General features: G+C 56.5%; 14 protein-coding genes, 1 tRNA gene and 1 pseudogene. 5 read left to right on the forward strand and 11 right to left on the reverse strand.

Going from position 1 to position 14,257, the window contains the following annotated elements; all coding sequences use genetic code 11:
- From J7382_RS16500 to J7382_RS16520, 5 genes and pseudogenes are all read right to left on the reverse strand, one after another.
- A pseudogene (locus J7382_RS16500) lies at positions 1-121 on the reverse strand (electron transfer flavoprotein subunit beta/FixA family protein); the annotation flags it as partial.
- A 29-nt stretch (positions 122-150) separates the two neighbouring features.
- A complete protein-coding gene (locus J7382_RS16505; protein ID WP_209070112.1) occupies positions 151-1,011 on the reverse strand; it encodes a sugar phosphate isomerase/epimerase family protein in 861 nt (286 codons plus the stop codon).
- A 4-nt stretch (positions 1,012-1,015) separates the two neighbouring features.
- Entirely contained in the window at positions 1,016-2,164 is a 1,149-nt protein-coding gene (locus J7382_RS16510; RefSeq protein ID WP_209070113.1) for a dihydrodipicolinate synthase family protein, read from the reverse strand.
- 9 nt (positions 2,165-2,173) lie between these two features.
- Positions 2,174-2,944 carry a 3-ketoacyl-ACP reductase gene (locus J7382_RS16515; protein ID WP_209070114.1) on the reverse strand — a complete coding sequence of 257 codons (771 nt, stop codon included), beginning with the start codon at positions 2,942-2,944 and terminating at the stop codon, positions 2,174-2,176.
- On the reverse strand, positions 2,941-4,086 hold the full coding sequence (locus J7382_RS16520) for an acyl-CoA dehydrogenase family protein (RefSeq protein ID WP_209070115.1): 1,146 nt from the start codon (positions 4,084-4,086) through the stop codon (positions 2,941-2,943). Before J7382_RS16520 ends, J7382_RS16515 begins: the two co-directional genes overlap by 4 nt.
- 230 nt (positions 4,087-4,316) lie before the next feature.
- Here J7382_RS16520 and J7382_RS16525 point away from each other — a divergent pair, with 230 nt between their 5' ends.
- Positions 4,317-5,333 carry an aldo/keto reductase gene (locus J7382_RS16525; RefSeq protein WP_209070116.1) on the forward strand — a complete coding sequence of 339 codons (1,017 nt, stop codon included), beginning with the start codon at positions 4,317-4,319 and terminating at the stop codon, positions 5,331-5,333.
- Positions 5,334-5,356: 23 nt separating this feature from the next.
- Positions 5,357-5,824 (forward strand): MaoC family dehydratase, encoded by a 468-nt coding sequence (locus J7382_RS16530; protein WP_209070117.1) that lies wholly within the window; start codon positions 5,357-5,359, stop codon positions 5,822-5,824.
- Positions 5,825-5,846: 22 nt separating this feature from the next.
- On the opposite strand, the gene J7382_RS16535 is transcribed toward J7382_RS16530, so the two are convergent.
- The 4 genes from J7382_RS16535 to J7382_RS16550 all read right to left on the reverse strand — a co-directional run bounded on the left by J7382_RS16535 (position 5,847) and on the right by J7382_RS16550 (position 9,698).
- The gene (locus tag J7382_RS16535) at positions 5,847-7,118 is read right to left on the reverse strand and encodes a DUF1576 domain-containing protein (RefSeq protein ID WP_209070118.1); all 1,272 of its coding nucleotides are present in this window, start codon (positions 7,116-7,118) and stop codon (positions 5,847-5,849) included.
- Positions 7,119-7,374: 256 nt separating this feature from the next.
- Positions 7,375-7,749 carry a hypothetical protein gene (locus J7382_RS16540; RefSeq protein ID WP_209070119.1) on the reverse strand — a complete coding sequence of 125 codons (375 nt, stop codon included), beginning with the start codon at positions 7,747-7,749 and terminating at the stop codon, positions 7,375-7,377.
- A gap of 134 nt (positions 7,750-7,883) precedes the next feature.
- A complete protein-coding gene (locus J7382_RS16545; RefSeq protein WP_209070120.1) occupies positions 7,884-9,152 on the reverse strand; it encodes an ATP-binding protein in 1,269 nt (422 codons plus the stop codon).
- A gap of 462 nt (positions 9,153-9,614) precedes the next feature.
- A tRNA-Tyr gene (locus J7382_RS16550) sits at positions 9,615-9,698 on the reverse strand.
- 138 nt (positions 9,699-9,836) lie between these two features.
- Here J7382_RS16550 and rlmB point away from each other — a divergent pair.
- From rlmB to J7382_RS16565, 3 genes are all read left to right on the forward strand, one after another.
- The gene (gene rlmB, locus J7382_RS16555; RefSeq protein ID WP_209070121.1) at positions 9,837-10,628 is read left to right on the forward strand and encodes a 23S rRNA (guanosine(2251)-2'-O)-methyltransferase RlmB; all 792 of its coding nucleotides are present in this window, start codon (positions 9,837-9,839) and stop codon (positions 10,626-10,628) included.
- Positions 10,629-10,754: 126 nt separating this feature from the next.
- Positions 10,755-11,081, forward strand: coding sequence for a hypothetical protein (locus tag J7382_RS16560; RefSeq protein ID WP_209070122.1), 327 nt, complete (start codon positions 10,755-10,757; stop codon positions 11,079-11,081).
- 272 nt (positions 11,082-11,353) lie between these two features.
- Positions 11,354-11,824, forward strand: a complete 471-nt coding sequence (locus J7382_RS16565) for a CoA-binding protein (RefSeq protein ID WP_209070123.1) — start codon at positions 11,354-11,356, stop codon at positions 11,822-11,824.
- A 22-nt stretch (positions 11,825-11,846) separates the two neighbouring features.
- Here the strand turns inward: J7382_RS16565 and J7382_RS16570 are convergent, their stop codons facing one another.
- Together J7382_RS16570 and J7382_RS16575 are read right to left on the reverse strand one after the other, a co-directional pair.
- A complete protein-coding gene (locus J7382_RS16570; RefSeq protein WP_209070124.1) occupies positions 11,847-13,298 on the reverse strand; it encodes an ATP-binding protein in 1,452 nt (483 codons plus the stop codon).
- A gap of 374 nt (positions 13,299-13,672) precedes the next feature.
- Positions 13,673-14,215 carry a hypothetical protein gene (locus tag J7382_RS16575; RefSeq protein WP_247745075.1) on the reverse strand — a complete coding sequence of 181 codons (543 nt, stop codon included), beginning with the start codon at positions 14,213-14,215 and terminating at the stop codon, positions 13,673-13,675.
- Between the last annotated feature and the right edge of the window lie 42 nt (positions 14,216-14,257).

Raw genomic sequence — 14,257 nt, forward strand, 5'->3', positions numbered from 1 at the left:
TCTCATCGAATGGGTTCATCGACATTTTGACGTTCGCGAGATCGACACCGGTCCCGTCCGCTTTCACACGAACTTTCACGTTGTAGTCAATCACGCGCTTGACAGGTACTAGTACCTTCATGGGCGTAGTCTCCATTTGGAAGGGTTCTTTTAGCAATAGCTGCGGAAGCGCTCTACGATGGTGTCGAGGACCTCTTCCGGGGCGTGTTGCCACCAATTGTTGGCTGAGAAAATCTCAACCTCGCACAGGCCGGTATAGCCTGCGGATTCAACAGCCGCGCGCAGGGCCTTGAGGTCGGCCACGCCGTCCCCCATCATGCCACGATCCAGCAGCACATCAGCGGTGTCTGCCAGCCAGTCACACAGGTGATAGCCCAGAATGCGGCCCTTGGCGCGTTGTGAAAGTGTCTCTGCCAGCGTGGTGTCCCACCAGACGTGATAAACATCAATGGCGATGCCAACATTTGCTGCGCCCACTGCATCGCAGACATTGAGCGCGTCTGCTGCCGTCATGATGCAGGTGCGATTGCCAGCAGTTGCCGGGTTCAGCGGCTCCAGCGCCAGTTTGACATTGCGCTCTGCGGCGTAATCTGCGGCGCGGGCCACCCGATCCGCGAGGATCTTCTGACTTTCGATCACCCCTTTGGTTCCCGGCTCAGGTCCACCTGTGACAATGGTCAAAACCCCAGTTTCCAGAGCGGCGGCCTCATCAATGGAACGGTAAAAATCTGTCATGATGGCCCGATCATCGGGCAGGGCCAGCGACCCCGTCAGAAAGGGGGTGCGACACAGACCCACCACTTGTAGGCCCGCAGCACGGGTGCGCGCGCCGATGTCCGCGGCACGACCCGCCAGTTCGCGCCGCCAGAAGGTGATCCCGCCATAGCCACGTTCCGCACAGGCATCGATCACCTGCTCCGGAGACCAGCCCGCGCCAAACCCATCTAGGTTGTGACCCAGCGTTGCCGTATTGAGTGCCAGTGCCGAGTGGTCATGGGTGAAATCACGCATCGGATCACGCACCGTAAAGCTTAAGCAATGTGCTCATGCGATCCACCGCAAGGTCAGGGTCGCGCAGCAGGCCACAGCCATCCGCCATTTTAAAGCAGTCGATGAAATAGGGCAGGGAGCGGGTCGCCTGTGCGCCATTGAGCATAATGAAATGGTCCTGAAACCCATTCAGCCAGGCCAGAAACACAACGCCAGTTTTGTAATATTGCGTTGGGGCGCGGAAGATATGGCGCGCCAGCGGCACGGTTGGGTCCAGCGTGGCACGGAAGGTTTTGGCATCACCTTCGCTGAGTTTGCTAACCGCATACGCCGCTGCCGGGGCCAGCGGATCAAAGATACCAAGCAGCGCGTGGGAATGCCCCTGATCGTCGCCTTCGATGAGCTCGGGGTAGTTGAAATCATCCCCGGTATACATCTTGACGCCTTCAGGCAGGCGGCGGCGCAGCTGCACTTCTTTGTCGGCATCCAGAAGTGAAATCTTGATGCCATCCACCTTGGCGACATTGGCCTCAATGATCTGAACCACGGTGTCTAATGTGTCGGCGAAGTTGTCGCTGCCCCAGTAGCCTGCGAGCTGTGGGTCAAACATCTCGCCGAGCCAGTGCAAGATCACCGGTTGGTCACAGGCGTTGAGCACGTCGGAATAGATGGTGATATAGTCTTGCGGGCTTTGCGCGACGCGGGCCAGTGCGCGCGAGGCCATCAGGATCAGACGACCACCGACGGCCTGAATCGCGTCAACCTGTTCGAGATAGGCGCGGCGCACATCGTCCAAATCGCCTGCATCGGCCGGATCAAGGTGATCCGTGCCACAGCCATTGGCCACCAGCGCGTCTGGCAGTTCTTCTTTGGTGCGGCGGATCAACTCTAGTGCACCGTTCCAGTCCAACCCCATACCGCGCTGCGCGGTGTCCATGGCCTCTGCAATGCCCATGCCCATGCCTGCCAAGTAGTGACGGAATTCCATGGTTTTGGCCCAGTCCACCTTGGCGGGGCCAGTGGGATCATGGTCGCCAAAAGGATCAGAGACAACATGCGCCGCTGAATAAAGCACACGCGCGGAGTTTTTGGTGAGCTTTGAGGGCGCAATAGGCGTGCCGGTGAGAGCGTATGGGTGCAGCACACCCTGTGTGTCAGGCAATTGGATTTTCATCAGGAAACCTCAGAAACGGGGCACAAGCATGCCGGCATCTGCCGAGATTGCCTGTCCGGTGGTATAGGGGAGTTTGCCGCTCGCCAGGGCTGCGATGATGCCGCCCATATCTTCTGGCTGGCCCACGCGCGGAAACAGCGTCAGCCCATCTTTGGCGCGCTGGTCGTACATATCGATCACCGGAGCCGTCATCTCGGTGGCAATCAGGCCGGGCTGCACGTCATAGACAGCGATGTTTTCCTCTCCAAGGCGCACAGCGAAGGTCTTGGATATCATCGCCGCAGCGGCTTTGGAGGCGCAGTATTCTGCGCGCGGCACGGCCACGGCCACCGCATTGGAGGAGGTCACATTGACAATGGCATGAAACAGTGCCGCGTCGCGGTCGCGCGCCACCAGATGCTTTGCAAAGGCCTGCGATAGAAAGAACAACGCCTTTGTATTCACCGCCATGCAGCGGTCATAGCTTTCCTCGGAGACCTCCAGCACATCACCGCGCTGCAACACACCCACGCCAGCGTTGTTGACCAATGTGGTGAGCGGGCCGAGCGTTTCTTCAATGTGTTTCAGTTTTGCTTCATGAGACGTCAAATCGGTAACGTCAAAGGCGCAGGCCATGGCAGGCACACCTTCGGCCTGCACCGTGGCAACCGCGCGGGCCAGTTCGTCATCCTCAAGGGGACCGTTGAGCGCGATGGCAAACCCTTCGCGCGCCAAGGCCACTGCCGCCGCTAGGCCGATCCCCCGGGAGGAGCCTGTTACAAGAGCCACCTGACGGGTCATGCCAATGCCCCCTTTGCGACCAGCTCACGCGCGATGATCATGCGCTGGATCTGATTGGTGCCTTCGTAAATCTGGGTGATCTTTGCATCGCGATAGAGACGCTCCACCTCAAAGCCCCGGATGTAGCCTGAGCCGCCAAAGACCTGCACCGCATCTGCGGAGCGTGCCACCGCCATGTCGCCGGCAAAACACTTCGCCATCGAACAAGCCTTGGTGGCATCTTGTCCGGTGTCCAGTTTATAGGCCGCGGAGTGCACCAGCAGACGGGCGGCTTCCACATCTTTGGCAATATCCGCCAACAGCCATTGGACCCCCTGAAATTCAGAGATGGCCTTGTTGAATTGCTTGCGTTGCTGGGCGTATTCCGTGGCGGCTTCCAGCCCGGCCTGACCAATGCCCACGGCAAGCGCCGCAATGCCGACCCGGCCCTTGTCCAGAACGCTCATCATCATGTGGAAACCACGCCCTTCGGTGCCCAGAAGCGCGTCTGCCGGCAGGCGCACATCATCAAAGGTCAATGGGCCAACCTGGCTGGCACGCTGACCCATCTTGATTTCCTTTGGACCTCGGGTCACGCCGTCTGCGTGCAGATCGACGATGAAAATGGACATGCCGCGATGTCCGGCCTCCGGATCCGTGCGCGCCAGCACAAATCCCACATCGGCCACCGGGGCATTGTGGATCCAGATTTTACCCCCGTTCAGTACCCAGCCATCGCCGTCACGCACAGCCGTGGTGCGGATACCGGACACATCGGTGCCCGCTTCGGGTTCCGTGATACAATAGGCTGGCCGCGTTTTTGCCGAGAGCAGATCGCCCAGCCATTTGTCACGCTGTGCATCTGTGCCGTGGCGTACCAGCAGGCTCGAAACCAATTCCAGCAGACCGCATTGATCGGCCACAGAGGCATAGCCGCGCGACAGCTCTTCCATCACCAATGCGTAAGTGACCGTATCAAAGCCAGGCCCTCCCATGGCTTCTGGGACGCCGATGCCAAAAAGGCCCAATTCACCCATCTGGTCGTAGATTTCAGTCGGGAAGCGCGAATCGCGGTCCAGCTCTTCAGCAAGGGGACGGATGACCTCTTGGGCAAATTGCCGGGTCATATCACGTACTTGTTCATGTGTTTCCGTCAGAAACATGGCGCGCCTCTTCTGCATTCTTTCAGTAACTATCTAGTTACTTATAAGTCGTGGGAATTCGCCACGTCAAGCGACTTGTCAGTGAGGGGTTAGGGGAGGGCGCCGTAGCGTTGCTTGAGGCTTGATCCGGTCCAGGTCTTGGGTTAAATAACCAATCAGTTACTTGCACGAAGTTGTCACGTCTAGCGGCATCGCCATCCGCGCTTGCGTGAACACAAGGGAGGTGGGACATGAACCCAAACAGCAAAAACAAATTTGGTCGTGTGGACCTTGAAGTCACAGCTTTTGGCTTTGGCACAGCACCCGTGGGCAATATTTTCCGTGAGATCGATGAAGAGACTTCATCTGCGATGTATGAGCACGCGTGGGACGCAGGAGTACGCTACTATGATACCGCGCCCATGTATGGCCACGGACTATCAGAACTGCGCACCGGTCAAAACCTGCGCTGGAAGAACCGCGACGACTTGGTGCTGTCCTCCAAGGTGGGGCGTCTGCTGAAGCCTGCCAAACGCAGCGACATCAATTTTGAGCCCTGGACCAACGCTGCGCCTTTCACCATGGAATTTGACTATTCTTACGATGGTGTGATGCGCTCCTTCGAAGACAGCCTGCAGCGCCTCGCACTGGAGCGCATGGACATCTGTTTTATTCATGACATTGACGTTTTCACTCGTGGGAGTGAGCAACCCGAGGTCTTCAAGCAGGCCATGGATGGAGCCTATAAGGCGCTGGAAAGTCTTCGGAATCAGGGAGTGGTGAAAGCCATTGGTGTGGGCGTGAACGAGTGGGAAGTCTGCCACGCCGCGCTCGAACAGCGTGACTTTGACTGTTTCCTGTTGGCGGGGCGCTACACCTTGCTGGAGCAGGACGCGCTGGACAAATTCCTTCCGCTCTGTGAAGCGCGCGGTGCCGCTGTCGTGGTCGGTGGGGGCTTTAATTCAGGCATTCTGGCGACAGGTGCCAAGGAAGGTGCAAAATACAACTACGCACCAGCGCCAGCGGATATCATGCAGAAAGTTGCTAGGATTGAAGAGGTCTGCGCGCAATATAACGTGCCGCTCGCAGCTGCGGCTCTACAATTTGTCGTCGCGCACCCGGCGGTGCCGTCGTTCATGGCGGGCACCCGCACAGTCCAGCAACTGGAGCAGAATCTGGCGTGGTTCAGTCATGACATTCCAGCCGAGTTCTGGACGGATCTGAAGGCCAAAGGTCTGCTGCGTGAAGACGCACCAACTCCGGTCTGAGGGCCTGATCTGAGGTTCGTATCATGACAATCGCATTGCGGGGGGCGGCTTTGTCCCCCGGTGTTTATGGCTATGATGATCTGTCTGTAGGGGATTGGATTGATGCGGGATCCACCCCTGTGACAGCTGCGCATATTGATCAGTTTGCCGCCGTCTCAGGGGACCACTATGCCCTGCATATGGATGAGGCTTTTGCGGCATCCAAAGGATTTGGTGGGCGTGTGGCGCATGGTCTTTTGGTGCTCTCCATGGTGGATGGTCTGAAAAACAACGCTTCTGCGCGTTTGGATGGTCTGGTATCGATGGGCTGGAACTGGCGGTTTGACGCACCTGTTCTGGCAGGAGATGTCATCCATGCGGATCTCACTATTGTTGGCAAGCGGACGACAAAATCCGGCACCAAAGGCATTCTGCGCACACAGTTCGACGTCACCAACCAAAGAGGTATCCTGGTGCAAAGCGGATTGAACGAATTGCTGTTTGCGCTTTGAAAATCACGTAGAGGGCCGATTTTCACCCGGCTTTCTCATCCTTCTCGGCCTTAAGCGAGAGGATCACTGCGGATAGAACCGTGGCCACGATCCCGGCGGCAAACCCATTATTGTACAGGTTCAGCCCAGCATGCAGCACCCCAACCGACTGCGCCACAGAGGCATGAATCATCCCCGTCACCACTCCCCAGTGCCATCCAAATCGTCCCGCCATTGGGGCCAGAGAGGTGGAGAAGAGCGCCGCCAGTATAAGGCCGGGTGTCGTTAGGTCCGCTCCTTTCAATAGGCTCAGGGCCACCACTCCGGCCACGACAGGCGCGCAGTTCCATAGGTGTTTGCCAAAGGCGCCGAACCCCACCACCGAGAAAATCGCCGCCAGGGTTGGCCCGTTCAACACGCTGTCCATGCCCAGAATGACCCCCGTGGCACAGAGCCCCAGAAGCCCCATATTCACCAGCACTAGACCATCGCCCAGCTCTGCGGCAAAATCACTTGGCGCCAGTCCTGACCGCGCATGCAGTTCCGGGAGCCTTTGAATGCACTCTGGCTCCACCACCAGACCAATCAGCAGAAAGCTCGCAAAAATCCCGATGACAAAGGGGGCCAAAACGGCGGTCTGTTCTGTCTCCCAGAGAAACACCGGCTCAGGCACAAACCCGAAAGACAGAAACAAAGACACCACCAGCACCCCGAGCATGCCTGCGGTAAACCCCATATTGTAAAGATTGTGCCCTTCATGCGCCTTAAAAAGCTGCGCTGCAATGGGCGGCATCACAAACCCCATAAGCGTGCCCACAGTCAGGGCCAAAGGCAGGCGAATGAACAGATCCAGCCGGCTGCTGAACAGAATTTCAGACACCACCGGTGCCAGCGCGCAGCCAAAAAATGCGGTGTTCAGATGATCGGCAAACGGCTGGCCTTTGAAGCGGGCATAGAGAAAAACCCCCGCCAAAATGGGCCAGATGTTGAGGAGGTTTTTGCCAAACAGACCAAAGCCAAGCACCAGAAACAGACAGGCCACCGCCGCGCCGCCCACCTCAGCTCCTGTGCGCCAATAGAACGTCACGGCAATGCACAGCAGCAACCCGGCGTTGAGCATTGCGCCGCCAATCCCGCCGACGGCCATATAGTCGGTCATCAGCATATCGCGCACCGTGAGGATCTGCCAAACCCCTTGCAGCGCCTGTGCCGGTCCCGAAGTCACCAACCCATAAAGAATAAAACATCCAGCCAGCGCCGAGACCATGCACAGCCGCATGCCGCTGGGCAGCACCTTTGGCGAAGACCGCATCATCGCTGCTCACATCCTCCCAGATCCCTGCGCAAGCCTGTCTAAATGCAAGTTTCCCTGCCGGCGCCCGGTCAATCAACCACGCCGTAGCGGCAACCTGCGATAAAAGGGGGGGACGATAGGAGAATGGAGGACATCCTTGGAAAGCCCACCATTTTTCTAAGTGACCGCAAAGGCTGAACATTCCAGCGCGGGTTAGCGGTTGTGTCTCATCTTTGTGTCTCACTTCTTGCTCTCGCGCAATGGAGTATCTGAGTGTTCAGCGATTTCGGCGAGGCGTCCGTTCGGGGCGTTTAGGGACGTGAGAACGTAGCAGGTTGTCAGAGGTAATTATTCGAACCTCGAAGCCCGCCACCGAATAGTAGTCGGCAACTGAGGTTATTAGGAAGTCGCCAAGTGATACACCTCTTGCCGCAGCATCCGGCCATAAAGGCGCGAGCTCGCCGATAGCGGTATCGATAGTGGCAAACTGCTCTGAAAAGGGTGCCCACGGCTCCTCACCGGTAGAGGCGCGATTTAGGAAAGTCACAAATTCTTGAGCTTTTTCGTACCGCTGTGTTGGTGCATGCGAGATGTGGTTGCCGGTTTCAACAACACTCGTCACAGGCATCACAAGCTGGAAGCCTGCGTTCAAGGCATTGTCAATTTCGGTTGTCGCCCTTTGGTTGTCCCATAAGTCAGGAGGGCTACCGGCGGTCTCCCGACCCGGAATGCTCAGCCAGCAGCAGAGTACACTAGTGTCTACGATAGCAACTTTTCTTGTCATGGCTAAAACGGCAGTGACAGCTGTTCGCCCTTTAAGGCTCTTTCGATAACACCCTTAGTAGAAAGTGTCCCTAGTGGGCCGTGACCCAGCACTCGAGCTAGGTTGTCGATGTTTTCCAAGAGCGACAAGCAGCTATCGCCAGTGACACGGTCTCTATGGGCGACGGTAATAAAGGGTATCGCGGAAGGCCCTAGTGCGTCCAATAGCGCAGGGTTGTGGGTAGTAACGACCAAGTCAACTTGCCGCTCTTCACCAATACGCTTTAACATATCTATTAATAGGTATGCTCGGGAGGGGTGCAAACCGTTGTCTACCTCTTCAATTACAAGCAGGCTGCCTTCAGGGCGGGTTAGCAACGCCGTGAGTATTGCTAAGAACCTCAGAGTACCATCCGACATCCCTCTAGCGTCGACAAGCGGACTGGCCCCTTTTCTTCCCCAGCTTTCCTCGCAGTAGAGCATTGCATCGCTGCCGAACTTCCCGACCGTTTCGGCGTACACTCTCTGAATGTCTCTTTCTGGAAGCTTTGAAAGGTATGAAGAAAAGACAGCCTCAATCTCTTTCTGACGTTCGTGAGGCAGGGCGGCGATCACTCCAGCAACGTTTCCCGCGTCGTGTTCCAAGGTTTCACTAAGTGGTACAAACTGGCGCATATGAGAGGGAATGGGGTCTAGAATGAATACGTCGCGAAGACTTCTTATCACCTGCTGTACACCTTCTGTCACCTCCTGGCGGGTCGACTGGGTGCTCAGTTGAGATAGTAGGCTACTCGCTCTGGAAAGCTGCCGAAGAGACCCTGCGCCCCTATTATACAATCGAGCTTTAAGCATGGGCTCATCCTCGCCTGCCGGGTCGGTTCTGAGGAGATAGATTGGGTTTAGTGGTTTTTTGGGCTTGCCTTTGGCAAGTCGGAATTTGATCCTCACCAACTCTTCCGAGACGATCTCGCACCGATTATTCTTAACTGAAGCTTCAAGGTCGTAGCGGAATTCGGTGGTCTCATCAGCTTCAACCACGACCCCCAACTTGAACCTTCCGGTATTATGTCTGGAAGCCCATTCAAGGCCTCCTCGGAGAGGAGAGTTTGACGCATCCCCGGCCAAGCATGCAGTTAAGCTAAGACCCGTCGACGCACGGTTGAGAAAGGCCAGCGCGTCGAGCGCATTGGACTTGCCGCCTGCATTAGTGCCAATCAGAACTGTAAGCGGGTCCACGTTGAGTTCCGCCTGCTTATAACTTTTCCAGTTCTCAATGTTTAGTTTAGTCAGCACAGCTCGCCTCTCGGTAGTACTTAGGGTTGGTTATAGGTCAATTTTCCTTTGGTCTCAACGTGTAGCAGTTGGCGCCTTCGGCAAAGTGTTTTCAAGAATTTTTGGTACACAATTGCGGAGGCACATCTTTAGAGATTTCTTCGAACAGTGCCCCCCATACCCCGGCCCCTCACACATTATCCACCGCCACCGTTGCACTCACAACCAACGTAGCAGCTTGCAACATGCTTGCCCCTCTTCGTGTGTCAAGGCAGAGACAGGTCACAACTCATGATCGTTCGGAGCGTGGTATCCCGGCGAAATGTTCTTATTCCTGAGTGCCATTTGGCAGCGAGGGCATTTAGCGAGAGACCCAAAAGAGGGGTAGGCGCATTGAGCACAGACTCCACGCTTTAAGTATAACGTGAGGGTCGTTTCTTAAGTCAATGATAAGTCTGCTAAATAATCTTTCGATTTGGAAAGTGGTGGGCGACCTAGGAATCGAACCTAGCGTGCGTCTCCGCGAGGGAGTTACAGTCCCCTGCCACACCTTGCGGCCTGTCGCCCACTTTCCAGAGCAGCATCTGCTCTCGGTGTGAGGGGGTGATTACTGTGCCACGCGAGGGGCGTCAACCAGAAAAGTGGTTGCGCGAGGCGCTTCTTTTGCCCATTGGTGAAACCTCTTTATTTTGAAGGTGCAGAGCGATGAAAAAACCCAAGTGGGTCGTGGAAAAAGAACAGGCCAAGCGCAAAGACGCGGCTGAAACCGTCTGGTTGTTCGGTTTGCATGCGGTGCGAGACGCCCTGTCGAATCCCGCGCGGGAAAAATTGCGCCTGATCGTGACGAAAAACGCCTCCGATAAACTGGCAGAGGCCATTGCCGCCTCCGGCATCACACCGGAAATCGTCGATCCGCGAAAATTCAAAGCGCCGATTGATCCGCAGTCGGTGCATCAGGGGGCCGCGCTCGAGGTCAAGCCGCTCAACTGGGGGCGTCTGGCGGATGTGGCGATTGCCTCTGATGACCGTCCACAACGCCTCATCCTGCTGGATCGGGTCACGGATCCCCACAACGTTGGCGCGATTCTGCGCTCTGCTGAGGTGTTTGGCGCGCTGGCGGTGATCGGCACGCGCCACCATTCTGCGCCTGAAACCGGCGCGCTGGCCAAAACCGCCAGCGGCGCGCTTGAGCGTCAGCCTTACCTGCGCGAACGCAACCTCGCAGACACGATCACCGCGCTGCAGAACATGGGCTATCTTGTGCTGGGCATGGATGGCGAAGCCGAGCAGAGCATAGAGCAGGCGCTCTGTGACAAGCGGGACATGCCCATTGCGCTTGTTCTGGGTGCCGAAGGGCCGGGGCTGCGCCAAAAAACCAAAGAGACAGTGGATGCTCTGGTCAAAATCAACTTTGCTGGCGCTTTTGGCTCTCTCAATGTCTCCAACGCTGCGGCAGTGGCGCTTTACGCCTCCTTGCCACAAAGCACCGGGGCGTAAAGGCGCAGCTGCAGGCTTCCTCTTGATAAAAATATCCCCGCCGGAGGCTCCCAAACCTGCGGCGCAACGCCTAAGTAAAGGCGGTGTTGCAAGGCGGAGGACAGGGCCATCGCAAAACGATCCAAAATGCAGGCATCCAAGATTGCCACTTGCTGCTATTGCGGCACCCGGGCTGCGCTCGTGTTGCGCGGCGATATTCGTCATGAGCTGTCCTGCGCCAGTTGCGGCGCGCCTTTGCACAATTTGAAGCATTTACCGCGCGCGCCTGATCAGGCGGAGATGTTGCCCAAGACACAGGGGCGCAAGCCAAAGGGCAAAACGATCCAGTCTGCCAAGACTGATTGGGAGAATGCGTCCCGCAAGCGTCCCAAAGACAAGCGGAAAAAACGCAAGGCGCGCTTCTCCGATTGGGTTGAGGATGTGTTTGATGTGATCGAAGATATCTTCGATTGAGCGGAAATCTGCCCAGCTTGTTAACCTTCTGTTCACAGGAATCTTACAGGCTCTGGATATCCAATTCTGCGAACCTAAGTAGTGATGCAAGAGACACGGCAAACGGAACTTCCGTGTTTCCCTTCACTGTCCCTCGTTCCGAACCTGCGCCCAAGTTTTCTTGGGCGCTTTTTTTTGCAAGTATACTTTGCCTGTAGGCGCGGATCCCTAATGGCCATAGCGCCGCCGTAAACAGCGCTTGCAACAGCGATCACAGCCGCTAGCCTGACCTCATGGATTACTCTGATGAACATCTGCGCGAGATCCTGCAGCGCACCAAAACCGTGGCTGTTGTGGGTGTCTCGATGAATACTGTGCGCCCAAGCTACTATGTGGCGCGCTATCTGACTCTGAAGGGCTATCGGGTCATACCCGTCAATCCGGGCCATGCGGGCAAATCGCTCTTTGGTGAAACTGTTGTGGCCCATTTGTCAGATATCACGGAGCCGGTTGATATGGTGGATATTTTTCGCCGTTCAGAGGCTGTGCCGCCCATTGTGGAGGAGGCGCTGGAGCGCTTTGCCGATCTGCAAACCATCTGGATGCAGATCGGCGTTGAGCACTCTGAGGCCGCAGCGCTTGCAGAGGCACGGGGGGTGGATGTCATTCAGAACCGATGTCCGAAGATTGAATATCAACGCCTCTTTGGGGAGTTGCGCATGGGCGGCTTTGCCACGGGCGTCATTTCTTCCAAGCGCAGCTGACACCGCTCTGCTGAGGCGCAGATTACAGCCCGCGCGATCTGCGTTCCCCGATCAGAGAAGCCAGGACCTTCGCCAGCTCATCTTTGCGGAATGGTTTGCCAAGACAGGCATTCATTCCAGCCTCAAGATAGGATTGTGTCTGCTGGGGCAGGATATTGGCCGACAGGGCCACAATCGGCGTGTTCTGATTGCGGCCCGGGGACTGGCGCAGCATTTCTGTCGCCCGGACACCGTCCAGATCAGGCAGATGGATATCCATCAGGATCAGGTCGTATTGATGGGTGGTACAGCGTTGCAGGGCAGGGCGTCCATCTTCCACCAGATCGACGTGCACCTCCATACTTTCGAGAAAGCGGCGCACAATCATCTGGTTTGTGCGATTGTCTTCGACCACCAGAACCTTTTTGCCCGGAAACTTGCTTTGCACCGCTGGCGTCTCGGTTGGAGGCGCAGGCCTGCATTCAGAAGCCGCACATGCCTCCAGCGGAAAGGTAAACCAAAACGTGCTGCCCGCCAGCGGGCGGCTGTCCACTCCTATTTCCCCGCCCATCAACTCCGCCAGCTCCTTACTGATCGCCAGTCCAAGCCCAGTGCCGCCATAGTGACGGCTGGTGCTGCTGCTGGCCTGTTCGAATTTCTTGAAAATCCGGCTCTGCGCCTCTTCGGTGAGGCCGATGCCTCTGTCGCTTACAGAGATTTTCACAAACTCTCCGGAGAGTTCCATGCGGCACTGCACGGGGGTGTTTCGGGAGAACTTGATCGCATTGCTTAGAAAGTTGGTGATGATCTGATTGAGCCGCACTGGATCGGCCTTCAGCCAGAGGGGTAAAGCGGGATCGATGTGGGTGATGAGATCTACATCTTTGGCTTGGGCTGACGGTCTTTGCGAATATAGAGCGTTTTCCAAAATTGAGGCGGTGGTCACAGGAAGGATCTCCACGGTCACGCCCTGTGCCGCAATTTTAGAATAGTCGAGCACGCCATTGATCAACCGCATCAAGCCGCGCCCGGACTCGCGGCCGGTGGCGACAAGCTCTTTCTGATCCGGCGTAAGATCCGTTTCTTCCAAAAGCTGAAGAACGCCGCTCAACCCATTGAGAGGCGTGCGAATCTCATGGCTCATTTTAGCAAGAAACTCAGATTTTTCCTGATCCGCTCGCTGCGCATTGTCTCGCAATTCAATCAGCCGCTTCTCTTTGCGTTCCAGCTCAAGCTTGAACATGGTCAGGCCACTCATGACAGCCAGCACCGTGGCGCTCAGGACAAAGGCTGCGCTCATATTGATTGATGGTAAGCTCAGGGCCAGAAGGATCAGGTTGATCACCACCAAAGCCGTGACCAGCCAGGCTATACGCAATCCGGTCAACAGCGCCGCGACCATGGGTGGTCCAAGCAGGAACACCTCCTGCCGCCAGTTGTTGTCCGCCTCATGTATGAAAATCACATTCGCGTAAAATAGCAGGAGCAGGCTCATCAAAACCGCAGCCCATCGGGGCTTCAATCCCACCCTGCAAAGCGCAGGAATAAACAGGCAAAGCATCGCGCTTATACCGGCGCTGAGCGCAAAAGCTACGCCGGGTTTGGAGTGCATGAGAACGAGATAGAGAAAATGTGTCGCGGCAAAGACCGTGATCAGCGCCGAAAACCCGCAAAGCAGCTGTTTGCGGGAGCCCTCAAAATATTCATCCTCAGGAGGACGTGGCCAAAAGTACCCCAAAAAAGCGGATTTGCCCCGCCGCCAAAACCCGTTTTGCATCAGTCCACATGCGTTTAATCCCAGTACCTCTCAGTGCTGGAATATGGTTAACAAAGCCTGAAAAGGGTCGCCGCCTTAGGCTCAAAACCGCCTTACTGCCTTGCCTTTTTAAGGGCAAACACCTTCGCGCGCTCCTCCCAGTTGTAGCGGTTGTCCTCCACCACTTCACTCCAGTAGAGTCGTCCGCCATAGCGCCAAGAGTCAAGCACGATGCCTTCTGCCATGCTGTCACCTTTTGCACTGATCACGACGGTGCTGTGTTCGATGCGAATATTGTCATGGTTGGCGATCGCACGATGCAGTGTCAGCGTTTTCAAATCTTCCTGCCACAGCCGGGCCTCCAGATCATCCGCCCATTGCCAGCATAGCCCGCGCGGGCGCAGGCCTTGATTGACCTTCGCGTTGTGCAGCAATGGCCCATCGGTCACGTTGTATTCCTCACGCAACTGCAGAGAATAGCTGTAGGAAATCTGCGCGACGCGTGCGGCCTCTTCGGGGGCAACCGCAGGATCCAGCGCCACAATTGCCTGCGCAAGCCCGACTTGGTTTGGCACAAGCACTTCACTAGGTACCGTGACGCATCCGGCCAGAAAAAATGCCGCAAGAACGCAGAGCAACCCATTCAAAATACGCATCATTTCAGCCCAATCAAATCGCACGTAATGCCACTATAGGGG

Origin of the sequence: Shimia sp. R11_0 (genome assembly GCF_017744035.1) — a bacterium.
Classification (GTDB): domain Bacteria; phylum Pseudomonadota; class Alphaproteobacteria; order Rhodobacterales; family Rhodobacteraceae; genus Shimia; species Shimia marina.